Origin of the sequence: Halovulum dunhuangense, from assembly GCF_013093415.1 — a bacterium.
Lineage (GTDB): Bacteria > Pseudomonadota > Alphaproteobacteria > Rhodobacterales > Rhodobacteraceae > Halovulum > Halovulum dunhuangense.
Map to the genome: position 1 here is coordinate 675,473 of NZ_JABFBC010000001.1, position 22,494 is coordinate 697,966.

The 22,494-nt window shown below is 67.1% G+C and carries 24 protein-coding genes; 7 read left to right on the forward strand and 17 right to left on the reverse strand.

Features of this window, described 5'->3' with window-relative positions; translation table 11 throughout:
• Position 1 precedes the first annotated feature (1 nt).
• From HMH01_RS03285 to HMH01_RS17910, 5 genes are all read right to left on the reverse strand, one after another.
• Positions 2 to 754, reverse strand: coding sequence for an FkbM family methyltransferase (locus tag HMH01_RS03285; RefSeq protein ID WP_246237266.1), 753 nt, complete (start codon positions 752 to 754; stop codon positions 2 to 4).
• Positions 751 to 1,722 (reverse strand): zinc-dependent alcohol dehydrogenase, encoded by a 972-nt coding sequence (locus HMH01_RS03290; protein ID WP_171322458.1) that lies wholly within the window; start codon positions 1,720 to 1,722, stop codon positions 751 to 753. The genes HMH01_RS03285 and HMH01_RS03290 overlap by 4 nt, the downstream gene beginning before the upstream one ends.
• A gap of 5 nt (positions 1,723 to 1,727) precedes the next feature.
• Positions 1,728 to 2,828 (reverse strand): GTP cyclohydrolase II, encoded by a 1,101-nt coding sequence (ribA, locus tag HMH01_RS03295; protein WP_246237267.1) that lies wholly within the window; start codon positions 2,826 to 2,828, stop codon positions 1,728 to 1,730.
• Between the two features lie 119 nt (positions 2,829 to 2,947).
• Positions 2,948 to 3,313 carry a diacylglycerol kinase gene (locus tag HMH01_RS03300; protein WP_171322462.1) on the reverse strand — a complete coding sequence of 122 codons (366 nt, stop codon included), beginning with the start codon at positions 3,311 to 3,313 and terminating at the stop codon, positions 2,948 to 2,950.
• A 66-nt stretch (positions 3,314 to 3,379) separates the two neighbouring features.
• The gene (locus HMH01_RS17910; RefSeq protein WP_171322464.1) at positions 3,380 to 3,832 is read right to left on the reverse strand and encodes a MarR family winged helix-turn-helix transcriptional regulator; all 453 of its coding nucleotides are present in this window, start codon (positions 3,830 to 3,832) and stop codon (positions 3,380 to 3,382) included.
• A gap of 156 nt (positions 3,833 to 3,988) precedes the next feature.
• Between HMH01_RS17910 and HMH01_RS03310 the strand changes: the two genes are divergently transcribed.
• Both HMH01_RS03310 and HMH01_RS03315 read left to right on the forward strand, forming a co-directional pair.
• Complete coding sequence (locus HMH01_RS03310; RefSeq protein ID WP_171322466.1) at positions 3,989 to 4,417, forward strand: organic hydroperoxide resistance protein; 429 nt, start codon at positions 3,989 to 3,991, stop codon at positions 4,415 to 4,417.
• 11 nt (positions 4,418 to 4,428) lie between these two features.
• On the forward strand, positions 4,429 to 5,385 hold the full coding sequence (locus tag HMH01_RS03315; protein WP_171322468.1) for an MBL fold metallo-hydrolase: 957 nt from the start codon (positions 4,429 to 4,431) through the stop codon (positions 5,383 to 5,385).
• A gap of 38 nt (positions 5,386 to 5,423) precedes the next feature.
• On the opposite strand, the gene HMH01_RS03320 is transcribed toward HMH01_RS03315, so the two are convergent.
• The 4 genes from HMH01_RS03320 to HMH01_RS03335 all read right to left on the reverse strand — a co-directional run bounded on the left by HMH01_RS03320 (position 5,424) and on the right by HMH01_RS03335 (position 9,110).
• Complete coding sequence (locus HMH01_RS03320) at positions 5,424 to 6,197, reverse strand: SDR family NAD(P)-dependent oxidoreductase (RefSeq protein ID WP_171322470.1); 774 nt, start codon at positions 6,195 to 6,197, stop codon at positions 5,424 to 5,426.
• Positions 6,198 to 6,228: 31 nt separating this feature from the next.
• Positions 6,229 to 7,563: a TRAP transporter large permease gene (locus HMH01_RS03325; RefSeq protein WP_171322472.1), complete on the reverse strand. Its 1,335-nt coding sequence runs from the start codon at positions 7,561 to 7,563 to the stop codon at positions 6,229 to 6,231.
• The gene (locus tag HMH01_RS03330; protein ID WP_171322474.1) at positions 7,556 to 8,041 is read right to left on the reverse strand and encodes a TRAP transporter small permease; all 486 of its coding nucleotides are present in this window, start codon (positions 8,039 to 8,041) and stop codon (positions 7,556 to 7,558) included. Before HMH01_RS03330 ends, HMH01_RS03325 begins: the two co-directional genes overlap by 8 nt.
• A gap of 64 nt (positions 8,042 to 8,105) precedes the next feature.
• Positions 8,106 to 9,110, reverse strand: coding sequence for a DctP family TRAP transporter solute-binding subunit (locus HMH01_RS03335; RefSeq protein WP_171322476.1), 1,005 nt, complete (start codon positions 9,108 to 9,110; stop codon positions 8,106 to 8,108).
• 193 nt (positions 9,111 to 9,303) lie between these two features.
• Between HMH01_RS03335 and HMH01_RS03340 the strand changes: the two genes are divergently transcribed.
• The 4 genes from HMH01_RS03340 to HMH01_RS03355 are packed head-to-tail and all read left to right on the forward strand — an operon-like array spanning position 9,304 to position 13,749.
• Positions 9,304 to 10,128, forward strand: coding sequence for an IclR family transcriptional regulator domain-containing protein (locus HMH01_RS03340; protein ID WP_171322478.1), 825 nt, complete (start codon positions 9,304 to 9,306; stop codon positions 10,126 to 10,128).
• Entirely contained in the window at positions 10,125 to 11,294 is a 1,170-nt protein-coding gene (locus HMH01_RS03345; RefSeq protein ID WP_171322480.1) for an acetyl-CoA acetyltransferase, read from the forward strand. Before HMH01_RS03340 ends, HMH01_RS03345 begins: the two co-directional genes overlap by 4 nt.
• Positions 11,291 to 12,895 carry an acyl-CoA synthetase gene (locus HMH01_RS03350; RefSeq protein ID WP_171322482.1) on the forward strand — a complete coding sequence of 535 codons (1,605 nt, stop codon included), beginning with the start codon at positions 11,291 to 11,293 and terminating at the stop codon, positions 12,893 to 12,895. Before HMH01_RS03345 ends, HMH01_RS03350 begins: the two co-directional genes overlap by 4 nt.
• Positions 12,892 to 13,749, forward strand: coding sequence for a PPC domain-containing DNA-binding protein (locus tag HMH01_RS03355; RefSeq protein ID WP_216366749.1), 858 nt, complete (start codon positions 12,892 to 12,894; stop codon positions 13,747 to 13,749). Before HMH01_RS03350 ends, HMH01_RS03355 begins: the two co-directional genes overlap by 4 nt.
• Before the next feature lie 13 nt (positions 13,750 to 13,762).
• Here the strand turns inward: HMH01_RS03355 and HMH01_RS03360 are convergent, their stop codons facing one another.
• Positions 13,763 to 14,107: a hypothetical protein gene (locus tag HMH01_RS03360; protein WP_171322484.1), complete on the reverse strand. Its 345-nt coding sequence runs from the start codon at positions 14,105 to 14,107 to the stop codon at positions 13,763 to 13,765.
• Positions 14,104 to 14,691 (reverse strand): sigma-70 family RNA polymerase sigma factor, encoded by a 588-nt coding sequence (locus tag HMH01_RS03365; protein ID WP_171322486.1) that lies wholly within the window; start codon positions 14,689 to 14,691, stop codon positions 14,104 to 14,106. The genes HMH01_RS03360 and HMH01_RS03365 overlap by 4 nt, the downstream gene beginning before the upstream one ends.
• Positions 14,692 to 14,803: 112 nt before the next feature.
• Here HMH01_RS03365 and HMH01_RS03370 point away from each other — a divergent pair, with 112 nt between their 5' ends.
• Positions 14,804 to 15,019: a hypothetical protein gene (locus tag HMH01_RS03370; protein WP_171322488.1), complete on the forward strand. Its 216-nt coding sequence runs from the start codon at positions 14,804 to 14,806 to the stop codon at positions 15,017 to 15,019.
• Between the two features lie 100 nt (positions 15,020 to 15,119).
• Here HMH01_RS03370 and HMH01_RS03375 read toward each other — a convergent pair whose 3' ends face one another.
• From HMH01_RS03375 to HMH01_RS03400, 6 genes are all read right to left on the reverse strand, one after another.
• Positions 15,120 to 16,784, reverse strand: coding sequence for a Tad domain-containing protein (locus HMH01_RS03375; protein WP_171322490.1), 1,665 nt, complete (start codon positions 16,782 to 16,784; stop codon positions 15,120 to 15,122).
• 2 nt (positions 16,785 to 16,786) lie between these two features.
• Entirely contained in the window at positions 16,787 to 17,176 is a 390-nt protein-coding gene (locus HMH01_RS03380; RefSeq protein ID WP_171322492.1) for a TadE family protein, read from the reverse strand.
• Positions 17,177 to 17,440: 264 nt separating this feature from the next.
• On the reverse strand, positions 17,441 to 18,712 hold the full coding sequence (gene arsJ, locus HMH01_RS03385; protein ID WP_343035130.1) for an organoarsenical effux MFS transporter ArsJ: 1,272 nt from the start codon (positions 18,710 to 18,712) through the stop codon (positions 17,441 to 17,443).
• Entirely contained in the window at positions 18,709 to 19,707 is a 999-nt protein-coding gene (locus HMH01_RS03390; protein WP_171322494.1) for an ArsJ-associated glyceraldehyde-3-phosphate dehydrogenase, read from the reverse strand. Before HMH01_RS03390 ends, arsJ begins: the two co-directional genes overlap by 4 nt.
• A complete protein-coding gene (locus HMH01_RS03395; RefSeq protein WP_171322496.1) occupies positions 19,704 to 20,549 on the reverse strand; it encodes an arsenate reductase/protein-tyrosine-phosphatase family protein in 846 nt (281 codons plus the stop codon). The genes HMH01_RS03390 and HMH01_RS03395 overlap by 4 nt, the downstream gene beginning before the upstream one ends.
• 82 nt (positions 20,550 to 20,631) lie before the next feature.
• Positions 20,632 to 22,407 (reverse strand): SLC13 family permease, encoded by a 1,776-nt coding sequence (locus HMH01_RS03400; RefSeq protein ID WP_171322498.1) that lies wholly within the window; start codon positions 22,405 to 22,407, stop codon positions 20,632 to 20,634.
• Between the last annotated feature and the right edge of the window lie 87 nt (positions 22,408 to 22,494).

Sequence of the window (22,494 nt, forward strand, 5' to 3'; positions counted from 1 at the left end):
GTCAGGCTTCCGGCGTGTCGAGCCGGGCATAGAGATCGCCGTGCTTCTCATCCGGGCTGCGCGCGGCAAGCCAGGCATCCGCCTGTGCGGCATCGCGCCATTCGGGCCAGAGAAAGCGCCCCTCCTCGCCGCGCACCACGTTGTAGCGGTAGTGGCCAAGCGCGCTCAGCCGTTCGATCACGTCGCGCGCCATCCTGGGCAGGCCGGGCAGGTATTCGACGGCGACCTGCGGCACGGGCTCGCCAAGGCCCTGAAGTACTTCCAGCTCGAACCCCTCGACGTCGATCTTGATGAAGGCGGGCATGCCGTGCGTCGCGATCAGCGCGTCGAGCGTGGTCACCTGCACCTGCTGGACCGCATCCCAGCGCACATGCTCGAAACCCGGTGCGGCGAGGGCCGCGTCGGCAAAGCCCGCCTTGACCGACGAGACCGTGGGATGCAGCCGGGACACGGCCATCTGCGCCACGGTTTCCTGCGGGCCGGCGGCCATTTCCAGCAGCACCACGTCGCGCGGCAGGGTGCGGCGCAGGAAGGTGGAAAAGGGCGCCTGCGGCTCCAGCGCCACGACACGCGCGCCCGCCCGGCGCAGGGCGCGGGTACGGTTGCCGACATGGGCGCCGATGTCGAAAACCAGGTCGCCGGGCTTCAGGATCCCGGCGTAGAACCGGGTCAGCGCCCGCTGGCGCAGCGGGTTGCCGTAATAGATCGCCAGCGACCGGGCCAGCCCGATGGCGGAACGCAGCGTCTCGTTCATGTAGCGGACCCCGGGTAGCGGATACGATGGCAGAGCGTCGCCGGATCGTCGAGGATGCGGGCATATTCCTGCACAAGGTCGTCAAACGCCGTCTCGCCCGAGATCAGCACATCAAGCGCGGGGTCCCCCAGCAGCGACAGCGCCTTTTCCATGCGCCGGCGATAGTCCCAGCGGGGCGCGCGGGCCGGCGGGATGCGCCCGACCTGGCTGCCGACGATCCGAAGCCGCTTGCTGTGAAAGGCGCCACCAAGGGGAACCGGGGTCGTGCCGCTGCCGTGCCAGCTTGCCTCGACCACCGTGGCCTCGAGCCCGGCAAGCGCGATCGAGGTGGCAAGCCCGGACGCGCTGGCGCTGGTGTGGATCACGGCATCGCAGCCCGTTGGGGCTGCATCCGGCGTGGAGTATGCGCAACCCAGGCTTTCGGCGATCTTCGCACGGTCCCGGTTCACGTCGACCAGCGTCACCTCGGTTCCGGGGATACGGGCGGCAAGCCAGCCCGCCAGCGCGCCGACGACGCCGGTACCGATCACGGTGACACGGTCGCCCGGGCCGATGCCGCTGTCCCACAGGATCGTCAGCGCGGTTTCCATGTTCGCGGCCAGGATCGCCCGCGCGGGGGGCACGGTTTCGGGCACGGGCACGGCCGCCTGCTCGGGAATGGCGAAGCGCGCCTGATGGGGATGCAGGACGAACACGGCCTGGCCCGCATGGGCGCCGGACAGCGCGCGGCCCACGGCGCAGTAGCCGTATTTCACCGGATGCGGGAAATCGCCCTCCTGGAAGGGCGCGCGCATCCGGGCCTGTTCTTCGGAGGGCACGCGCCCCTCGAAGACCAGCCGTTCGGTTCCGCGGCTGATCCCGGTATAGAGCGTTTCGACCTCGATCAGGTCACTGCCGGTGGCAAGTCCGGTCTGGCGGATCTCGACCTGGCGCGGGCCGGTGATCCAGAGGGCGGGGGCGCTGTGCATCGCGCTTACAGCATGTGCCCGGACTTGAGCGCCTTGGTCGCCAGGTAGGCGGCATTGTGCGCGGTCTGCCCGACCTTCAGCGGCACACGCTCCACCACCTCGATCCCGTGATCGCCCAGCATCCGCACCTTGGAGGGGTTGTTGGTCAGCAGGCGCACGCCGCTGAAGCCCATCTCGCGGAGAAGTGACGCCCCGATGCGGAAATCGCGCTCGTCATCCTCGAAGCCCAGGCGGTGGTTCGCCTCGACCGTGTCGAAGCCCTGATCCTGAAGCGCATAGGCCCGCATCTTGTTGGCAAGCCCGATGCCCCGCCCTTCCTGGTTGAGGTAGATCAGCACGCCCGCACCCTCGGCGCCCATGCGGTCCAGGGCTGCGGCAAGCTGCGGCCCGCAATCGCATTTCAGGCTGCCCAGCACGTCACCGGTGAAGCAGGCCGAATGCAGCCGCGCCAGCACCGGGCGGTCCCGGGGTGGCGTGCCGATCTCAATGGCGTAGTGCTCGATGCTGCCGTCCCCGGGGCGGAACACATGGACGCGCCCGGCCTCGCTTGCGGTCATCGGCAGGCGGGCGGTGGCCACCGGCGAGAAGGGCAGCGCGCGCGCGAGTTCCGGCGCCAGCAGCGCGATATCCGCCCGGCTAAGCCCGAGAGAGCCCGCGATTGCCGCGCCTTCGGGCAGAGTGACCATGACCACGGCGGGCAGAAGCTGCGCGGATTTCGCCAGCGCGATCCCCACACGGTGCAGGTCCGAGGCGCCATCCCTCAGGCAGTGCAGCGGACCCTGGGCCGGAGAGGAAAGATCGCCCGACGGGTCGCAGACAGCGTGGAACCAGCCGAGCGTCGCGTTGGCAGGCGCCAGAACGCGCGCCAGATCGCCGTCATAGGCCCGCGCCTTCAGGCTTTCGGCGCGGTGGGCGGTGATCGCGAGTTCCAGCGCCCCGCCGATCTGGCGCATCGCCTCCAGCCGCTCGGCGGTCAGCATCTCGGCCGCGACGACCAGTGCCGCGCGTTCGCCTCGGCACAGCACGACCGGCAGACCCATGCGCAGGTCGGCGCGCAGGCGGTTCAGCGTTTCGGCGGCGTTGGGGGCAAGGGCGTTGCGGCTCATCAGCATGGGCGAATTCCTGTTGCAATGACCACGGCACCTAGTCCCGTGACGCCGTTTGGCCAGTCATCCTGCAGGCAGATATGGGGCTCCTGTCGAAAAAGTGTCATCGGTTGGCGGGATCACGCCAACAGCAGGGCGAGCCATGCCGTCGCCAGCGCGACGAAGGTCACGAAAACCATCGCGCTGGCCGCATCCTTTGCCTTTGCGGCAAGCGGGTGGTGGTCCGGGCTGGCCTTGTCCGTGACCGCCTCGATCGCGGTGTTGCCCAGTTCTGCCGCCAGCAGCAGGAAGCCCAGCACAAGCACGAGGGCCAGTGCCGCGCCGTCCATCAGCGCCAGCGCCGCAAGGTCCGATGCCGCCACCAGGGCCGTCCACTGACGGAACGAGGGCTCGCTTTTCCAGGTCTCGCGGAGACCGGCAATCGAGTAGTGCAGCTTGCGCTGCACCAGGCGGGGCAGATCCTCGTCGGCGTCGGTCGGTTTCATGTCCACTTGTCCTGCGCGTGATGGGCCCGAGTGGCAGATGGGGTCGCCCCCGAGGCGCGGCAAGGCTCAGGAAGGCGTTCGCGGCGGCGTCGTCTCGGACAGCTTGAGGCCCAGCCGGCCCAGCGTGTCGATCAGCGTCTGCAGGGCCTGCGGGTCCATGTCGAGGCAGGTCGAGATGCAGTCGGGGATGGCGGCGGCCCGTTCCGCGATGCGCTTGCCCTCTTGCGTCAGGCCCACCACGACCCGGCGCTCGTCCTCGGGCATGCGGCGGCGAGAGACGAGGCCCATCGCCTCGAGCCGCTTGAGCAAGGGGGACAGCGTGTTGGTGTCCAGCATCAGTTCGGCCCCCAGCGCGCCGACGCTGCGCCCATCCTCGCGGATCAGCGCCAGCAGCACGAGGTATTGCGGATAGGTCAGGCCGAGAGGCTCGAGGATCGGCTTGTAGAACCGCGTGAAGGCGTGGCTTGCAGCATAGAGACGGAAGCACAGCAGCGTCTGGGGATCGGGTCGCTCGGACATGGGACTGCCTTTGTCGCTTTGACCAGAGGGTAGGTCGCGCGCGACAGGAGCGCAAGCGATTGACCCGGGCATCGGGCGGCACATATCCCATCGTGCGCGATATAAACGCAAACGATGGAATCGCGTGCATATCAACTGCGAAACAAGGAGAAGCCCATGAGCGTCAACATCCTCTACCGCACCGAAGCCACTGCCACCGGTGGCCGCGACGGCAAGTCGGCCACCACCGACGGCGCGGTGGACGTCCGGCTTGCCACCCCGAAGGAGCTGGGCGGCGCCGGGGGCGAAGGGGTGAACCCCGAGCAGCTTTTCGCGACCGGATATGCCGCCTGCTTCCTGGGCGCGCTGAAGTTCGTGGCCTCGCAGGAAAAGATCGCCGTGCCCGAGGCGGCCAACGTCACCGCGAAAGTGGGCATCGGCCCGCGGGTCGATGGCACGGGCTTCGGGCTGGACGTGGCGCTGACCGTCGAGTTGCCCGGGATCGAGGCGGAAAAGGCGGACGATCTGATCGCCCGCGCGCATGTGGTCTGCCCCTACTCGCACGCCACGCAGAACAACATCGCCGTCACGCTGACCCGCGCCTGAGGATCCATCCCATGCTGACACGACGTTCCTTCGGGCTTTCCGCCCTCGCCGCCGGTGCCTCCGGCATCGCGCTGCCGGCCCTGGGCCTTGCGCCGCAGGCCGGCGTGCAGGTGCCCGGCATCTATCGCCGCCGCATCGGCGATTTCGAGATCACGGCGATCAATGACGGGTACACCGCGCTTACCGCCGACCTGTTCTCGGGCGTTCCGGCCGGGCAGATCGAGGCCGCGCTGGCCGCGGAAGGGCAGGGCACGACGATGCCCACCGCCGTCAACACTTTCGTGGTCAACACCCCCACCGCCACCTGGCTGGTCGATGCGGGCGCCGGCGTCTCGGCCGCCTTCGGGCCGAACCTGGGCCGCACCGTCGAACTTCTGGCGGCGGCGGGCATTTCGCCCGAGCAGATCGACGGCGTGATCCTGACCCATGCCCATATCGACCATGTCGAGGGGCTGGTGGATGCAAGCGGCAATGCCGTGTTCGCCAACGCCGAGATTGTCCTGCGCGAGGTGGAGCGGGCCTTCTGGTTCGATGACGGCATGCTCTCGCAGGCGCCCGAAGCGGCGCGCGGCCTGTTCGAAAGCGCGCGCCGGTCGCTGACGCCCTATGCGGATCGCACCCGGCTTGTCACAGGTGGCGAGGTTGCGCCGGGGCTGGAGCTGATCCACGCGCCCGGCCATACGCCCGGCCATTCGGTGCTGCATGTGTCCAGCGGCGACGACCAGCTGATGATCCTGGCGGACAGTTTCCATAACGCCGCCATCCACACCGCCTATCCCGATGCGGGATTCGGCTTCGACACCGATGCGGCGCTGGCCGCGCAGTCGCGGCGGGCGCAGTTCGACCGGGTCGCGGCCGATGGCCTGCTGGTGGCGGCGACGCATGTGTCCTTTCCCGGCTTCGGCCGGATCGTGGCCGAGGGTGATCGCTACCGATATCTGCCCGCCGAGTGGAGCTTTCCGCTCTGACGGCGGTCGGGGCGGCTCTGGCGGCCGCCCCGTTCCCCTTATCCGTTCCTGTTGGGGGAAAGCGCCCGCAGTGCGGGCAGCCCCACGCCGGTCGCGTCGAACCCGCCATCCGAGGCGATGGTCTGGCCGGTGACATAGCTCGCCCTGTCCGAGCAGAGGAAAACGATCACCTCGGCGATTTCCGCCTCCTGCCCGTAGCGGTTGAGCGGGATGGCGTCGTGATAGGCTGCGCGGATCTGCGGCGTGTGCACCGCCAGTGCCAGCTTGGTATCCACCGGCCCCGGCGCGACGCAATTCGCCCGCACGCCGTGGTCCCCCAGTTCCGCCGCCTGCTGGCGGGTCAGGTGGATCACCGCCGCCTTGGATGTGCCATAGGCGACCCGCAGCGTGCTGGCCCGCAGGCCCGAGATCGAGGCCACGTTCACGATCGCCCCGCGCACGGTCTTCAGATGCGGGATCGCCGCCTGCGACATCAGGAACACCCCGTCGAGATTGGTCGCCATCACCTGCCGCCAGGTGGCGAAGTCGGTTTCTTCCAGAGGGCGGAAATCGGCGACGCCCGCATTGTTCACCAGCGCGTCGATGCGTCCGAATTCGCCCGCGACCTGCCGGGTCATCGCGGCTACCTGATCGGGGTCGGACACGTCGCAGGCGACGGGCAGCGCGCCTTCGAGGCCCTCGGCCGACTGGTGCAGCGCCTCGGCGTCGCGGTCGATCATGGCGACGCGGCGGCCTTCCTTCAGGAACAGTTGCGTGGTGGCAAGCCCGATGCCGCGGGCGGCGCCGGTCACGAGTGCGGTCTTTTCGGTCATCTGGTCCGGTCCCCTGTTCGGCCGCGGGCGGTCAGTTCAGCCACGCGACCAGGAATTGCGACATCGAGGGCACGGCGGCGATCACCGCCAGCCCCACGAGGCTTGCGATCAGGAAGGGCAGCGCGCCCCACGCCACCCGCTCGATCGGGAGCCTGGTGACATTCGCCGCGACATAAAGATTGATGCCCACCGGCGGCGTGATCAGGCCGATGGCCAGGTTCACCATCACCAGGACGCCGAACCAGACCGGATCCCAGCCCAGTTCCCGCACCACCGGCATGAAGATCGGCAACGAGATGAACATGACCGTCACCGCATCCATGAACATGCCCGCCAGCAGCAGGATCAGCATGATCACGAGCAGGATCACCCATTCATTGTCCGACAGGCCGAGCAGGGCGCCCGAATAGCTGCCGACCAGATCCTCGACCGTGACGACCCAGCCGAACAGGCTGGCATAGGCGACCACCAGCATCACCACCGCAGAGGATGCCGCGGCATCGCCCAGCGCGTCATAGAGCCCGCGAAGCGTCAGCGTGCCGTATGCCAGCGCGCCGACGGCCAGCGCGTAGACGGTGGCGACCAGCGCCGCCTCGGTGGGGGTGAAGATCCCCGAATAGATGCCGCCCAGGATCACCACCGGCGTCATCAGCCCCCAGAAGCTTTCGCGGAAGGCCTTGCCCAGGCGGCGACCATAGGGCAGCCCGGGATCCGGCGCGGGGCAGAGCGCGGCAAGGCCGGGGCTGCCCGCTGGCCTGGCGCCGCGCGTGGCAAGGGGCAGGACGGCCAGCATGGCAAGTCCCATGAACAGACCCGGCACGATGGCCGCGATGAAAAGGCGCGAGATCGACGCCTCGGCGATCACACCGTAGATCACCAGCCCGATCGAGGGGGGGATGACGATGGACAGCGCCGCCCCGGCGCATACGAGACCGGCGGCATAGGCGCGGCTGTAGCCGTCCTCTTCCATTCCCTTGATGATCATCGGGCCGATGGCCGCGACGGATGCCGGTCCGGAGCCGCTGACCGCGCCCCAGAACAGGCAGACCACCGTGCCGACCACCCCCATGCCGCCCGGCAGGGTTCCGATCAGCACCCGGAAGAAGCGGATCATACGCTCGGCGATGCCCAGCGTGCCCATCAGGGTCCCGGCAAGGATGAAGAAGGGGATCGCCAGAAGCGAGAACTTGGTGACGCCGGCGGCGATCAGGTCCCCCGCCAGTTCCAGCCCGAAGCCGATCCGCCACATGGCATAGACCGCCGACAGCCCCAGCGCGAAGGCAACCGGCACCCGGAGCGCCATCAGCAGGAAGAACAGGACGATCATCTGCGTCCCGGCAGAGATGTCGGAAAGCGCCTCAAACATCGGGGATCTCGTCCTTCGCGCGGCCTTTCAGCACCTCGAGCGCGTGCTGGATGTAGCGGACGATGATGAGCGCGAAGCCGAAGGGCAACGCCGCCTGATAGTACCAGGCCGGCAGCCCCAGCGCATAGGAGCGCATGCCGTTGCCATAGAGATTGGTCAGCGCCTGCCAGGAGAACCAGGCCGACAGCGCGAGCAGCCCCACCGTCAGCAGCACCGACATGAGGAAGAGCGGCTTCCACAGCGCCCTGGGCAAGGCGTCATGGACCAGCGTCACGGCCAGATGCTCGCCCCGCCGCGCGGCGATGGCGCCGCCAAAAACGGTCAGCAGAAGGAAGCCGTTGGTGAGCAACTCCTCGGTGGCGGCCAGCGACAGGTTGGTGCCGTAGCGGACGACCACGTTGGCAAAGCCCAGCGCCGTCATGCCGAGAAAGATCACCGCGCAGATGATCTTTTCCGCGTCGCGCAGAAGAAATCCCATGTCGAGGCACCCCGGAGAGTTCAGCGCCGGGCCGGCCAGGACGGCCGGCCCGGTTGTGTCCGGCTCAGTTGGCCGCCGAGATGGCGTCCTGGAAGGCGGTGACGAGTTCTTCGCCGACCTTGGCCGCCCAGGTGTCAAAAGCGGGTTTGGTCGCGGCACGGAAGGCTTCCAGCTCTTCCGCCGTGGGCTCGTAGACCTCCATCCCCTTCTCGCGCAGGAACTCGATGCCCGAGGCCGTGCTCTCGCGGGTGATCTGGCGCTGATAGGCCATCGCTTCCTGCGCAGCGTCGCGGATGTGGGCCTGCGTGTCGGCGTCGTAGCTGTCCCACTTCGCCCTGGAGATGCCGAGGAACACCGGATCGTAGGAGTAGTGCCACGCGGTCAGGTACTTCTGCACCTCGTAGACCTGCTGCGGGATGATCACGGCGCCGATCGGGTTCTCCTGCCCGTCAACGACTCCCTGCTGGAGCGCGGTCATCGTCTCGCCCCACTGCATCTGCTGGGGGTTCGCGCCGAGCGCGTTCATCACGTCGATATACATCGGCCCGGCGACCCGCATGTTCAGGCCCTGCATGTCCTCGGGCGTGCGGATCGGGCGGATGTTGTTGGTCACCTCGCGGAAGCCGTTCTCGCCCCAGGCCAGCACGACGATGCCCTTTTCCAGCAGGATGTCGGCCAGCATCTGGCCCGGCGCGCCCTGGGTGGTGGCATCCACCTGCTCGTAGCTGGAGTAGAGATAGGGCAGCGAGAAGACCGCCATCTCGGGCACCAGTGGCGTCACGTTGATGGCCGAGGTCACGACCAGGTCGAGCGCGCCACGTCCGACCATCTCGGCCTGGCGCATCTGGTCGCCGCCCGACAGCTGGGCGTTGGGGAAGACGCGGACATCGATCTCGCCGCCGGTCTTTTCGGCCAGGAGTTCGCCGAATTTCTCGGCGCCCTTGTGCCAGGTGGTGGCGTCGCCGGTGTTGTGGGACAGGCGCAGCGTCTCGGCCGAGGCCGCGCCAACCATCATCGCCCCCGCCAGAAGCGTGGCCAGCGCGCTGCGGCCGAACTTGGCAATACTCATTCTTTCCTCCTCGGTGATGGGCCCGGTGTCGGGCCATATCCGTCTGGCCGCTTCTTCGGGCGGCGTGCGTTCACATGATGGACCGATGAAAATTCCAATGACAACAGGAAAATTGCAAAATACCCTTGTGATCTGTGAATAAGGCGTAACTTCCTGCGTATCGCGAGAAACTGACAGAATACGGGTTCATATAGTGGAACAGGTTGTGGAGAGGCGGCTGAGCGGCGCGCAGAGCGTGGACCGGGCGCTGGCACTGCTCAGCCTGATCGGCCGTCATTCCCGGGAAGGGGTTTCGCTGTCTGAACTTGTCGTGCAGTCCGGGCTGAACAAGGCCACCGTCCGCCGTCTGCTGCTGGCGCTGATACGCGCCGGGCAGGTCGAGCAGGATGGCGACAGCCGCCTCTACCACCTGGGCGAGGAGGCCTATGTGCTGGGGCTGATGGCGGCGGGGCGGCATGGCCTGCTCAAGACGGCCATGCCCAGCCTGATGCGGCTGGCGCGATCCACCGGCGACGCGGCCTTCGTGTCGGTGCGGCGTGGCGCCTTTGCCGTGTGCCTGCACCGCGAGGATGGGCCGCACCCGATCCGGACCTATGCGCTGATGCCGGGCTACCAGCATCCGCTGGGCGTGGGGGCGGGGTCGCTTGCCATGCTGGCCGCGCTGCCCGACGACGAGGTGGAGGCGGTGCTCGACACGAACGCGGCGCTGCTGTCGGAAAGCTATCCCAGGCTGTCGGCGGAGGTGCTGCGCCGCCATGTGGCAGAGACCCGCACAACGGGCATCGCCCTGAACCCCGGCCTCATCTTCGAAGATTCCTGGGGGCTGGGCATTGCCCTTCGCGGCCCTGACGGCGGCCTTGCCGGGGCGCTGTCGCTGGCCGCGGTCGAAAGCCGGATGCGAGAGTCGCGGCGTGCCGAACTCGTCCCGCGGCTCAGGCAGGAAGCGTCAGAGATAGAAAACAGGCTCGCGCAGTCCTACGCTGCGCGTCCGGGCCATCTGGAGAGGAAAGAGAGATGACCAAGGCGCAGATCGTCGGCTGGGGGCATACCGCCTTCGGCAAGTCCGAGCATCCCGACACCGAGGCGCTGATGGCCGAGGCCGTCGCCGCGGCGCTGGATCATGCGGGCATCACGCCCGAAGACGTGGACGGGTTGTTCGTGGGTGTCTTCAACAACGGCTTCTCGAAGCAGGATTTCCAGGGCGCGCTGGTCGCCATGGGGGACGCGCGTTTCGCCCATGTGCCCGCCACCCGCTACGAGAATGCCTGCGCCACCGGCTCTGCGGCCCTGCACGGCGCGCTCGATTTCATCGATGCGGGCCGGGGCCGGATCGCACTGGTCGTCGGCGCCGAGAAGATGACCGCCACCCCCAACCCGGAGGTGGGCGACATCCTTCTGGGCGCGAGCTACCGCAAGGAGGAGGCGGACGCGGAAGGCGGCTTTGCCGGATTGTTCGGGCGGATCGCCGACAGCTATTTCCAGCGCTACGGCGACCGGTCGGAAGAACTGGCGATGATCGCCGCGAAGAACCACGCGAACGGCATGGGCAATCCTTACGCCCATCTGCGCAAGGATTTCGGGGTCGAGTTCTGCAACACCGTCTCGGAAAAGAACCCGCGCGTCGCGGGCCCGCTGCGGCGCACCGACTGCTCGCTCGTGTCGGACGGCGCGGCCGTGCTGGTGCTGGCCGATGCAGAGACGGCGGCCGGCATGGCGCGCGGCATCGGCTTTCGCGCCCGCGCGCAGGCCAACGACATCATGGCGATGTCGCGCCGTGACGTGCTGGAGTTCCGCGGCGCGCGCATGGCGTGGGACAAGGCGCTGGCCGAGGGTGGCGTCGCCATCGACGATCTTTCGCTGGTCGAGACGCATGACTGCTTCACCATCGCCGAGATGCTGGAATACGAGGCGATGGGGCTGGCGGCGCCAGGGCAGGGCCACCGGGTGATCCGCGAGGGCATCACGCGCAAGGATGGACGGCTGCCGGTCAACCCCTCGGGCGGGCTGAAGTCCAAGGGGCATCCGATCGGGGCGACGGGCGTGTCCATGCATGTCATGGCCGCGATGCAGCTGATGGGCGAGGCGGGCGACATGCAGATCCCCGGCGCGCGGCTGGCCGGGGTCTTCAATATGGGCGGCGCGGCGGTCGCCAACTACGTTTCGATCCTGGAGCGGGTGAAATGACCATCGACCTGTCGCAGGGCGTCACCCCGGTTTCCACCCGGGTGATGAACCTGTCGCATTTCCTGACCGAAAGCGCGCGGCGGCTTGGCGAGGATGTCGGCTTCGTCTGGGGCGAACGGACCTGGTCCTGGGCCGAGATGGAGGCCCGGGCCGCCGCTTTTGCCCATGCGCTGACCCACGAGTTCGGCGTCAGAAAGGGCGACCGCATCCTCGTGCAATCGGCCAACTGCAACCAGATGTTCGAGGCGATGTTCGCCTGCTGGCGGGTGGGCGCCGTCTGGGTACCCGCGAATTTCCGCCAGTCGCCCGAGGAAGTGGCCTGGCTTGCGGGTTCGGCGCAGGCGCGCGGGCTGATCTGCGGCGCGCGCTTCGCCGGGCACGCCGCCGCCTGCGCGGGGCAGGTGGAGTTCACCATCGCGCTGGGCGAGGCCGGTTTCGCCGAGGACTACGAGGCCATTGTCGCCCGCAACATCGGCATGCGCCCCGCGCCGGTGGTCGTGCAGCGTGACGATCCGGCGTGGTTCTTCTTCACCTCCGGGACCACCGGCCGGCCCAAGGCTGCGATCCTGACCCACGGGCAGATGGCCTTTGTCGTCACCAACCACCTGTGCGACCTGATGCCGGGGACCGGGCCCGGGGATGCATCCATCGTGGTGGCGCCGCTGTCGCACGGGGCGGGGATCCACCAGCTGGCTCAGGTGGCCCACGGGGTGAAGACGATCCTTCCCGCGGGCGAGAAGTTCGACCCCGAAGAGGTCTGGCGCCTTGTCGAGCACTGGCGCGTCACCAACGCCTTCACCGTGCCGACCATCGTGAAGCTGCTGGTCGAGCATCCGGCCATCGACCGCTTCGACCATTCCAGCCTGCGCTATGTCATCTATGCCGGGGCGCCGATGTACCGGGCCGACCAGGTCCGGGCGCTGGAAAAGCTGGGGCCGGTTCTGGTGCAGTATTTCGGGCTGGGCGAGGTGACGGGCAACATCACCGTGCTGCCGCCCGCGCATCATCACCCGGAGGATGGCGCCATGCGCATCGGCACCTGCGGCTTCGCCCGCACGGGAATGCAGGTGCAGATCCAGAACGACCGCGGCGAGGAGGTGGCCATCGGCGAGACGGGCGAGATCGCGGTGATCGGGCCGGCGGTGTTCGCGGGCTATTTCGACAACCCGGATGCCAACGCCAAGAGCTTTCGCAACGGCTGGTTCCTGACTGGCGACCTGGGCCACATGGATGCCGAGGGCTTCGTCTATCTGACCGGGCGGGCGTCGGACATGTACATATCCGGCGGGTCGAACATCTACCCGCGCGAGATCGAGGAAAAGCTGCTTCTGCACCCCGACATCTCGGAGGTGGCGGTGCTGGGCGTGCCCGATCCGGTCTGGGGGGAGGTCGGGCTGGCCGTGTGCGTCGCGCGTCCGGGCGCGTCGCCCGAGCCGGAGGCGGTGCTTGCCTGGCTCGAGGGGCGTATCGCGCGCTACAAGGTTCCGCGCAGCCTGGTGTTCTGGGACGAGATGCCGAAATCGGCCTATGGCAAGATCACCAAGAAGATGATCCGCGAGGAGTTGCTTGCACGGGGCGAACTGCCGGGCGTGGCCGCGTGAGGGACGCGCCGGGCCTGCAAGCGATCCGCCATCCCGGTCCGGCCAGCGCCGAGCGGGCGTCGGTGGTGGCCTGCCGGGCACACCCCGTGACGGTAACGCTGAGGGCGGGGCAGAGCTTTGGCGATGCCCTGGCCGACGGGTTCGCCGCCCTTGGCTTTTCGGCGGGGTATCTGCGGCTTGAGGCCGTGCCGATGCGGCGGCTTTGCTTCGTGCAGCCTGCGCCTGCGCCGGGCGATGGCCACGCCGCATGGTACAGCGCCACCGTGACGTTGGGCGCGGGGGCCGTGATCCGTACGGGCGGTGTGCATCTGGGCCTGCGCGACGGGCAGCCTTTCACCCATTGCCACGGGATCTGGGCCGGTCCGGACGGTGTCGGAAGGATGGGGCACCTTCTGCCGCAGGACAGCATTGTCGGGGCCGATTGCGCGGTCGCGGGCTGGGGCATTTCCGGCGCACGGCTCGAGGTGGCCGAGGATCCCGAGACGCGCTTTGCCCTGTTCCGGCCGCGCGCTGACGGCGATCCCCGGTCCGGCGGCGGACGCGCCTTGCTCTGTAGCCTGCGGCCGAACCAGGATCTGGGCCAGGCCACCGCGGCGCTGGCCGCGCGCCACGACATGGGCTCGGCCAGGATCGAAGGGATCGGCAGCCTCGTCGGGACGCAATTCGCGGATGGCCCGATGCTCGAGAGCTATGCGACCGAAATGCTGGTGACCGAGGGCCGCGTCACGGGGGCGGGGGCCCGGATATCCGCCGCCTCGGTCGGCTTCGATGGCCGCTTTGCCCAAGGCAGGCTTGCGGCAGGGCGCAATGCCGTCTGCGTCACGGTCGAGCTGCTGCTGATTGGCGACCGATAGCCGCGTCGGAATATCAGAACAGAAGCCGGATGAACTCGAGGATAAGCGCGCCCTTCACCGCAAGCACAAGCGCGGCACCGCCCGCCAGGGCGATCGGCACCCAGAGCGGCACCTTCCTGCGCGGCGCCGGCGCCGGGAAGAGCCGGCTTTCCACCCGGGAAAAGACATTCGGGGCGCGCACGGGCGTGAAGCCGCTGTTCATGGGCGCCAGCATGCGGATCCACTCGTGATAGCTTTCGCGAAGGGCTGGTTCCCGCTCGATCCGCCGCTCGAGGGCGCGGGCCGCGCGTCGCGAACTCAGGCCGAGCACATACTCGGCCATGTCGGCATCGTCTTCGAAATCCGCCAGGCCCATCATTCGGGCGCCTCGCCCTGTCTGCGGCGCATGCAGCTGCGCAAGTTGATCAACGAGCGTCGCAACCAGGTCTTGACCGTGTTGATCGGCATCTTCAGCCGATCGGCCAGTTCCTGGTAACTTGCCCCCTCCAGATACACGGCCTGCACGGCCCCGGCCCGCGCGGCATCCAGTTCCCCAAGGCAGGCGCTGAAAGCCTGCCACATCTGTCGTCCCGAGACGTGCTCTTCGGCCCCGACCTGATCCGCAGGTGGATCGATTTCGGGATCCGCCAACGGCAGAGCGCGCTTATGGGCCCTGAGCCTGTCGATGGCAAGGTTTCTTGCGATGACGACCAGCCAGGCAGCGGCGCCGACCTGGCCCTTTTCGAAGAGATGCGCCTTGTTCCAGACCCGGATATACACGTCCTGAAGCGCGTCCTCGGCCTCGCTCCGGTCGCGCAGCATCTTGATCAGGACCCCGAAGGCGAGATCGGATGTCGCCTCGTAGAAGTGGCGGAATGCGGCCTTGTCCCCGTCACGGATCGCGACGAGCCACCGGTCCAGGTCTGTCGCCGCGCGGTGTTCACTTTCATCCTTCTGCCACATTCCGCAACTATGAGATGCAGATCTCGAATTGCAAACATGGTCAGGTTTTATTTGCGACCTGGGGGTTAGTATGGGTGGCGCTTCATTTTTCGGAACGGTCAAGGGACGGGTCATGCTGACCGCATTTTTCGGGCTGCATGCCCCGCTTGTCGGGCTTGCATTCCTTGCCGCAGTGACCGGTGTCGGCCCGATGCTGCCGGTGCTGCTGACGGCGTTCGTCTCGACGTTGCTGGGTGTCGGCATCACGCTGTTCGTGCTGCACGGCATTCTGCAGCGTGAGTTCCCGTCTGGCGGACGCAGCGGCGCTGCCGCGTTGCGCAAGGCGTGATCGTTGAGTTTGGAATGTGCCCCGTCCACTGGACGGGGCACATCGCCAGCCAGCGCGGCTGAGGGGGAACTTGCCGTCTCCTCTGGCTGGTTTCGCTTGTTCATTTTACCAGTCGTCCCGTGCCGCAGGTCACTTCGAGCAGTTCCAGTTCGGCAACTGCGACGTTCAGATCTACAAGCCCGCCGTAGATCTCGTCCACCAGCGTGCCGGCCGGGCCAAGTCCCGCGAAGACGTCGTCCACGGCGCTTGAAAGCTGGCCGAGCAGGGCGTTCAACGTGCCGGTGACCCCCGTGACCAGGCACAGAAGCCCGTTGCAGCCGTTCTCTGACGCGATCGTCTGAGACACCGCATCGAGCAGACCGGAGGTCGCCTCTCGCAGGGATCGGGTGATGCTGTCATCGTTCAGGAAGCCCTGGGGCCGGATTTCCTGTGCCTCTTCCGCCTGGTATTGCGCATGGGTGAAGGCACGACGTTCGGTGGTGCGGTCGAAGATCAGGCTCAGCCCCTCGGCCAGTTCGCCGGGGTCGGCGATCTGCGGCAGCAGGTTCAGCACATCCACCTCGAGGTAGAAGTCCAGAAGCGATGCGTTCACCGGATCGAAGACCGCCACCTCGTCCCCTGGCACCTTCGAGCAGGCGTTGCCCGCATCGGTCAGCGTCGCGCTGGCTGCGGCAACATCGATCGAGGTCCTCAGCGTGAAGACCCCCGCCACATCGATCACGTCGAGATCGAGCTGGATCTGCGCCGTGCGCGCGACCGCGTTCGGATCGCCCGGTGTGGCGCCGAGCACGATCTGGCGCGGATCGCCCACCGTCAGGGCGGCGTCGACGACCCCCACGCCGCCAAGATCGAGACCGACGCCGACATCTGCCACGCGGGTCGTCAGCAGCTCGGCGGTGGCAAAGGCAAGGTCGGCCACGCTCAACTCGATCGGCGGCAGCGGTGATGCGGCGCGCAGCGCCCGCAATCCCGGGGCGAGATAGATGATGTCCGCCAGCACCATGGTCTCTCCGGTGTCGGGAACCGGGGTGCCGGTGACGGCGCCGAGGACATCGGCGACGGGAAGCTGCGTGTCGAGGATATCGCCATAGGTGACGGCGCTGCCGCTGGGCTTCAGCAATTCGACCTGCGTCGCAAAGCCACCGAGAAATTCCTCGGCCGTGAGCCGTACATCGACCGCGGCGCCCTGGCAGAGCGCGTCGAGTTCGGTGCCGATCAGCGGCCGCAGAACCCCATCCAGCAACGTCGCACTCAGCAGGCAGTTCGACAGGGCAAAGGATACCAGCGGCGGGGCAAGCTGGCCTACGGCCGTGCGCTGCACCCCTTTCAGCCCCGGCGGCATGAAAAGGTCGATGATGAAGAAATCCACTTCCGAGCGGACGCGCACCTCGAAGGCATCGACACCGACCAGGCTGAGCTGGTCGTCGGCCGCGGTGAAGCCGGTGGCGTGGGAATAGGTTCCCAGCACGATGTCGGCGTCGCGCAGCGGCAGGGTGTCGTAGCCATCGTTCGCCTCGACCGTGGTGCGGACCGCGTCGCGCAATTCCTCGGCCGTGGTCGCCGCCCGGAGTCCGGACAACACGCCCAGATCCGCCTGGCCCTGAACATAACGTTCCTGGGCGTTAAGCTTTGTCAGGTCGATGCCAAGGCCGACCGAGAAGAGGATCAGAGGCATGAGCAGCATCACGAAGGCATTCAGCGCCCCCGACTCGTCGTCGGCAAAATCCGACAGCCGCTTCTTCCGGGGCCAGTACAGGGCCAGCATGGCTACACCTGCAGGATCGATCTGCGGGTGACCGACTGAAGCTCAAGCCCGATCAGGCGGCCCATGCGGCTGAGGAAATCATCCTCGAAGTCATAATCGACCGACACCTCGATGAGGGAACTGACGGGATCGATGCTGCAGTTCACATCCGCGATGCGACCAGGCTCGAGCCGGGAAAAGTTGTCGGCGAGCACGTCCAGCCGCTCTGCCAGCAGACCCTGGCAGAAGTCCGGATAGACGTCGGGCTGGTCGAAGAACACCAGCGAGGCGCGCGCAAGCTCGAAGCTGAGTTGCTGAACCTCGGATATCGTGGCGATGAACATGCTGGCGGTGAAGACCAGCAGCAGGAAGCCCATCAACATCGGAAAGATGATAACGAACTCGACGGTCACGGCCCCATCTTCCGCCGTGGCGAAGCGTCGGATGGAGCGGCTGGACCCGCGGGCCCGATATTTGGCCGCGACAGTAACGGTGCGGGCAAAACGCCCAACGCTCTTCGAATGTAACATAATCCACCCATTATGTGCGTCGGAGAAGTCGGTCATGTGTTGCGACGACCCGCGCAGCTGTGTTGTTTCACTCGGGTGGTGATTTTTTCTTTGCGGCTATTGCCGGTTCCGGGGGCGGGCGATCGTCCGGCTGTGTTGGCGCGCCCTTCAGGCGGGCTGCGGGGAAGGGCCCTGCGCACGAAGACGTGCGGCCGCGACGGTGGACAGCCCGAGCATCACGGCCGCGGTGCCCAGCACAAGCGCCAGCCCGCCCAGCTGATAGGTCACGCCGGACAGAAGCGTGCCGGTCAACCGGCCCGCGGCATTCGCCATGTAGTAGAACCCCACATCCATCGTGACCCGCTCGGCCCGCGTGAAGGCGAGGATCAGATAGGAGTGCAGCGCGGAGTTCACGGCGAAGATCGCCCCGAACACCAGCAGCCCCGCGACCAGCGTCGCGGTCAGCCAGGGGGCCGGGCCAGGCGCAAGCCAGACCGCCAGCGCAAGGGTTGCGGGCACCAGCGAAAGGCCGGCCGACCAGCGGCGCGCGGCGTCGATCAACGCGGCCTCGGGGCGGGACGCGGCCCGCAGGATGCGGGGCGCCGCGGCCTGCACCGCCCCATAGAGGATGATCCAGACCGCCATGAAACCGCCGATCACGAAGAAGGCGGTGCGCCGGCTGTCCTCGCTGCCATCGGAAAGGACGGCGTAGAAATAGATCGGGATGCCCACGACGAACCAGACATCGCGGGCGCCGAACAGGAAGACGCGCGCGGCCGAGAGCCAGTTCACGTTGGGAGAGCGGGAAAAGACTTCGGTGAATTTCGCGCCCTTGCGCCCGCGCGGCAGGCCCGCGGGCATCGCGATCAGCACGCCGAGCAGGATCGCCGCCAGGACCGCTGCCATGCCCAGCACCGCGCCCACGAAGCCGACCGTCGCCAGCATCGCCGCGCCCAGAAGGAAGCCAAGCCCTTTCACGGCGTTCTTCGATCCCGTGAGGATCGCGACCCAGAGGAACAGCCCGCCATCGCCCTCGGGCGCCAGGAGCTTCACCGCCGATTTCGAGGACATCTTGGCCAGATCCTTGGCCACGCCGCTGGCCCCCTGCACCGCCATGACATAGGCGACCGAAAGGCCCACCGCCCAGCCCGGATCGAGTTGCGCCAGCGCGATCAGCGCCGCGACCTGAAGTCCGAGACCCGCATAAAGAGTCGTGGTCAGCCCGAAGCGCGCTGCGATCCATCCAGCCGAAAGATTGGTGACGATCCCCGCCACCTCGTAGAGCAGGAACAGATAGGCCAGCTGCACCGGGCTGAAGCCGAGCGTGTGGAAATGCAGCAGGACCAGCATCCTGAGCGCGCCGTCGGTCAGCATGAAGGCCCAGTAGACGGCCGTCACCGCGACATAGGCGGACAGGCCTTCAGGCCGGTGCTTGTTCACAGCGAGGCACCGACCATCAGCGCCACGTCCACCAGCCGGTGCGCATAGCCCATCTCGTTGTCATACCAGGCGTAGATCTTCACCTGCGTGCCGTTCACGACCATGGTCGAGGGCGCGTCGACGATCGCGGAGCGGGTGTCGTTGGTGTAGTCGGCCGACACGAGCGGCCGCTCCTCGTAGCCCAGGATCCCCGCAAGCGGACCGTCCGCCGCCGCCCGGAGCATGGCGTTCACCTCTTCGGCCGTGGTGGGGCGCTCGACCTCGAACACGCAATCGGTGATCGAGGCGTTCAGAAGCGGCACGCGCACCGCATGTCCGTTCAGCCTGCCCTTGAGTTCCGGGTAGATCAGCGTGATCGCGGTGGCGGATCCCGTGGTCGTCGGGATCAGCGAATTCAGGGCGGACCGCGCCCTGCGCAGATCCTTGGCGGGGCGGTCCACGATGGTCTGGGTGTTGGTCACGTCGTGGATCGTCGTGATCGATCCGTGGCGGATGCCGATGCCCTCGTGGACGACCTTGACCACCGGCGCAAGGCAGTTCGTCGTGCAGGAGGCCGCCGTCACGATCCGGTGGCGGGCCGCGTCATAGGTGTCGTGGTTGACCCCGTAGACAAGGTTGGCCGCGTCCCCGTCCCTGACGGGGGCCGAGACCACGACCTTGCGGACCCCTGCCGCGAAATAGGGGGCGAGCTTCGCCTCGGACTTGAACACCCCAGTGCAGTCGATCACCACGTCCACGCCTTCCAGCGGTAGTGCGGACAGATCCCGCGTGCCGATGAAGGGTAGGCGGGTTCCGTCGATCGTCACGCTTTCCGCGTCATGCGCGAACCGCGCCGGCCAGCGGCCGTGCACGGTGTCGAATTCCAGCAGATGCGCATGCAGCGCCGGATCGCCCACCGCGTCGTTGATCCATGCGATCCGCGCGCCACGCTCCAGCAGGGGCCGCAGCGCCAGCTTGCCGATGCGGCCCAGCCCGTTGAGTGCGTAGACGGTCATGCCGAAACCCCGGTCCCGGTGCGGCCGATCTCGTCCACCGCGCGTTGCAGCGAAATGCTGTCGAGCGTGTTCAGCGGCAGGGCGGCAAAGGCCAGGATCCGGTTGCGCAGCGCCGAATAGGCCTGGTGGAAGGCAAGGTTCTTCTCGGCATCGGTCCCGGTCGCCTTGACCGGGTCGGGGACGCCCCAATGCCCGCTGACTGGCTGGCCGGGCCATGCGGGGCAATCCTCGTTCGCGGCCTGGTTGCAGACCGTGAAGACGAAGTCGAACTTCGGCGCATCCTCGAACTGATATTCCCCGACATTCTTGGCCCGCAGGGCCGAGATGTCGTGGCCGTGCTTCTCGAGCACCTTGAGCGCGAAGGGGTTCAGTTCGGATCGTGGCCGGGTGCCGGCCGAAAAGGCCTCGAACCGGTCGCCGGCTTCCTTGCGCAGGATCGCCTCGGCAAAGATCGAACGGGCGGAATTCCCGGTGCAGATGAAGAGCACCCTGTATTTCTGATCCGGCATGGCAGTTGCTCCGGCGGTCATGAGGATTGTGGCGGGGGCGCAGAGGTCGGGTCTGCCGCGGCAGCAGTCGAGCAGCAGGTAGTCGAAGGTGCGTCGCACCTCTGTCATGGCGATCGCGTATCTCAGCGACGTGCCGTGACGTTCCTGGCTGACCAGCCCTGCCTGCATGAGCGCCGACAGATAGGCCGACAGGGTGGATGGCTTCAGGTCCAGCGCCTCGGCAAGCTCACCTGCCGCGACCCGATCGGGATAGCGGCGCATGAGCAGGCGAAAGAGTGCCAGCCGCTGGGGATGGCCGAGAATCGCAAGCCGGGAGGGGACATCTGTTTCCATATTTCACGAATATACGAAATATGAAAAAGTTCAATCGGATTTCCTGCTTCATCCGATGCCGGGCGGGATGCGGGCGGTCGCGTCAGAAGGGGAAGAAAAGCGGGATCACCAGCACCGCGACGACGGCGAAGATCAGGTTCAGCGGCAGGCCCACCTTCAGGAAGTCCGTGAACTTGTAGCCGCCGGCGCTGTAGACGAAGGTATTGGTCTGATAGCCGATGGGCGTCGCGAAGCTGGCCGATGCGGCGAACATCACCGCCATGATGAAGGGGCGCGGGTCGAAACCCAGTTCGACCGCCAGCGCGATGGCGATGGGGCCGACCAGAACGGCGACGGCGTTGTTCGATACCATCTCGGTCAGGGTGCTCGTGATCACATAGACCGCCGCCAGCACGACCAGCGGACCCGCCCCGCCCACGGCATGCACCAGCCCCTCGACGATGATCCGCGCCGCGCCGGTTTCGTCCAGGCCCATGGACAGGCCCAGCATGCCGAAGATCATGAACAGTATCCGCCAGTCGATGGAGTCGAACGCTTCTTCCGGATCGACGCAGCGGGTCATCATCACGATCACCGCCCCGATCAGCGCAAGCCCCGCGATCGGCATGGCATCGACCGCCGCCAGAACCATCACGCCCAGGATCGTTGCTATGGCGATGGGTGCCTTGGTCCGGCGCGTGGCGCGTTCGGACGGGGTGGACAGGTTGATGATGCCGCCATCCTCCATCAGCCGCTGCAAGCCCTCGGGCGGCCCTTCGAGCAGCAGCGTATCCGCGAAGTGCAGGCGCAGTTCTGGCAGATTGCGCGAGATGTTCTGCCCCTCGCGATGCACCGCCATCAGGTAGACGCCGTATTTCCGGCGCAGCTTCAGATCCTTGATCGGCCGGTTGATCAGGTGCGAATTCGGCCCGATGCTGGCCTCCATCGTGACCGTCTGGTCCGCCGTGACGGGCTCCAGCCCGTGATCGTCCATGTCGCGGAACGCCACCTGCCCGTTTTCCTTCAGGCCCAGGATCTCGCCGGTCCCGGTCTTGAGCACAAGCCGGTCCCCTGCCTCCAGCGTCATGTCCTGCATCGTGCGCCGCATCGACACCTCGCCGCGGACCACGTCCAGGATGCGCGTCTCGAGCGTGTTGAAGGGTAGCTCTTTCAGCGTCTTGCCGATGTACTTGGACTCGTGCGGGATCAGCAGCCGCGCGAGGAACTTGCGCTTGCTCTCCTGGCCCAGGATGCTTGAGAGAGAGGCGCGGTCCGGCAGCAGGTAGCGCCCCGCGAAGATCATGTAGAGCGTCCCCACACCCGCCAGGATCAGCCCCGGCAGCGTCATCTCGAACATCGTGATCGGCGCTTGTCCGGCATCGCGCGCGACGCCGCTCATCAGGATGTTGGTCGAGGTGCCGACCAGCGTCAGCATGCCGCCGAAGATTGCCGCGAAGCTGAGCGGGATCAGCAGCCGCGACGGCGCGACCCCCACCGATGCGGCGACCGAGATCATGATCGGCGCCAGAAGGATCACGACAGGCGTGTTGTTCATGAAGGCCGAGGCCACCATCGTTCCCGTCATCATCAGCAGCATCGCCCGCAGGAAGGATCCGCGCGCCTGCCGTTTCAGCACTTCCCCCAGGATGCCCAGCACCCCGGTGCGTTCCAGCGCGGCAGAGATGATGAACATCATCGCGATGGTGATCGGCGCGGAAGAGCCGAAGACGGTCAGGAAATCGCCCGTCTCGATGATCCCCGTTGCCAGAAGCGCGGCCGAAGCGCCCATCGCCGTGACCTCGGGCGGATAGATCTCCCGGAAGAAGCTCAGGAAAACCATGCCCAGAAGGACGAGGACGAAGATCTGGTCAAGGCTCATCAATCGGTCTTTCGCTGTGGCGGCGGGCCTTCCACACTAGGGGAAAGAATATCCGCCTTTGCAATCGGGAACCGCGCGCGGATCTGG

What these genes read in the sequence shown, in the direction of transcription:
- HMH01_RS03395 (WP_171322496.1), bottom strand. Translation starts at nt 20,549, where the DNA reads ATGGAAACAGATGTCCCCTCCCGGCTTGCGATTCTCGGCCATCCCCAG.
- HMH01_RS03285 (WP_246237266.1), bottom strand. Translation starts at nt 754, where the DNA reads ATGAACGAGACGCTGCGTTCCGCCATCGGGCTGGCCCGGTCGCTGGCG.
- HMH01_RS03400 (WP_171322498.1), bottom strand. Translation starts at nt 22,407, where the DNA reads ATGAGCCTTGACCAGATCTTCGTCCTCGTCCTTCTGGGCATGGTTTTC.
- HMH01_RS03350 (WP_171322482.1), top strand. Translation starts at nt 11,291, where the DNA reads ATGACCATCGACCTGTCGCAGGGCGTCACCCCGGTTTCCACCCGGGTG.
- HMH01_RS03365 (WP_171322486.1), bottom strand. Translation starts at nt 14,691, where the DNA reads ATGTGGCAGAAGGATGAAAGTGAACACCGCGCGGCGACAGACCTGGAC.
- HMH01_RS03345 (WP_171322480.1), top strand. Translation starts at nt 10,125, where the DNA reads ATGACCAAGGCGCAGATCGTCGGCTGGGGGCATACCGCCTTCGGCAAG.
- HMH01_RS03360 (WP_171322484.1), bottom strand. Translation starts at nt 14,107, where the DNA reads ATGATGGGCCTGGCGGATTTCGAAGACGATGCCGACATGGCCGAGTAT.
- HMH01_RS03300 (WP_171322462.1), bottom strand. Translation starts at nt 3,313, where the DNA reads ATGAAACCGACCGACGCCGACGAGGATCTGCCCCGCCTGGTGCAGCGC.
- HMH01_RS17910 (WP_171322464.1), bottom strand. Translation starts at nt 3,832, where the DNA reads ATGTCCGAGCGACCCGATCCCCAGACGCTGCTGTGCTTCCGTCTCTAT.
- HMH01_RS03330 (WP_171322474.1), bottom strand. Translation starts at nt 8,041, where the DNA reads ATGGGATTTCTTCTGCGCGACGCGGAAAAGATCATCTGCGCGGTGATC.
- HMH01_RS03325 (WP_171322472.1), bottom strand. Translation starts at nt 7,563, where the DNA reads ATGTTTGAGGCGCTTTCCGACATCTCTGCCGGGACGCAGATGATCGTC.
- HMH01_RS03310 (WP_171322466.1), top strand. Translation starts at nt 3,989, where the DNA reads ATGAGCGTCAACATCCTCTACCGCACCGAAGCCACTGCCACCGGTGGC.
- ribA (WP_246237267.1), bottom strand. Translation starts at nt 2,828, where the DNA reads ATGAGCCGCAACGCCCTTGCCCCCAACGCCGCCGAAACGCTGAACCGC.
- HMH01_RS03375 (WP_171322490.1), bottom strand. Translation starts at nt 16,784, where the DNA reads ATGCTGGCCCTGTACTGGCCCCGGAAGAAGCGGCTGTCGGATTTTGCC.
- HMH01_RS03320 (WP_171322470.1), bottom strand. Translation starts at nt 6,197, where the DNA reads ATGACCGAAAAGACCGCACTCGTGACCGGCGCCGCCCGCGGCATCGGG.
- HMH01_RS03315 (WP_171322468.1), top strand. Translation starts at nt 4,429, where the DNA reads ATGCTGACACGACGTTCCTTCGGGCTTTCCGCCCTCGCCGCCGGTGCC.
- HMH01_RS03335 (WP_171322476.1), bottom strand. Translation starts at nt 9,110, where the DNA reads ATGAGTATTGCCAAGTTCGGCCGCAGCGCGCTGGCCACGCTTCTGGCG.
- HMH01_RS03390 (WP_171322494.1), bottom strand. Translation starts at nt 19,707, where the DNA reads ATGACCGTCTACGCACTCAACGGGCTGGGCCGCATCGGCAAGCTGGCG.
- HMH01_RS03370 (WP_171322488.1), top strand. Translation starts at nt 14,804, where the DNA reads ATGCTGACCGCATTTTTCGGGCTGCATGCCCCGCTTGTCGGGCTTGCA.
- HMH01_RS03290 (WP_171322458.1), bottom strand. Translation starts at nt 1,722, where the DNA reads ATGCACAGCGCCCCCGCCCTCTGGATCACCGGCCCGCGCCAGGTCGAG.